1 protein-coding gene is annotated in these 519 nt (G+C 61.8%); it reads right to left on the reverse strand.

Features of this window, described 5'->3' with window-relative positions; translation table 11 throughout:
* A partial coding sequence (locus F4V54_RS11335; RefSeq protein WP_150387197.1) for an HNH endonuclease signature motif containing protein occupies window positions 1–519 on the reverse strand: 519 nt, incomplete at both ends.

Below are 519 nucleotides of genomic sequence, written 5' to 3' on the forward strand. Positions count from 1 at the left end.
CATCATCGTTGGTGCGGTTGTGATAGCGACACAGCATCGCCAGGTTATCCATATTGGTGTGCCCGCCTTTCGACCAGGCACGGATGTGGTGGACTTGACAGTTATCGGCAGCATGCCGGCACTCCGGCACCGGGCAGGTTGGCATGGTGGCCCGTGCCAGGTCGCGTTGCTTACGGTTCGCCAGCCGTTGCGTGTCATACAGGTTCACCGCACCTTCCTGCGGGTGGAATAACGCCACCTCCAGTTGCTCCCCGTGATGCTGCGTCAGGTAGTCCGCACCGGTGATCGTCGTGCCATCGGTTAACCCCAGGATGGTGTCGTCCCCGTCACCGCTGATGATGGTGATGTAGTCCGGCAGCGGGACCAGGATCAGCGGGCGGGGCACAGCAGGTGCAACAGAAGCCGGGGTTGTGGCTTCGTTGTCCTCAGAAGGGCGCAGGCCGAGCATCGTCATGAATGTTTCGTACATCTGTGGGCCAGCAGGACCATCCCCGAGGCCCTGGCGTGAGGCGAACTCGA

This window comes from Corynebacterium tuscaniense (assembly GCF_008693065.1).
In the GTDB taxonomy this organism is placed as follows: domain Bacteria; phylum Actinomycetota; class Actinomycetes; order Mycobacteriales; family Mycobacteriaceae; genus Corynebacterium; species Corynebacterium tuscaniense.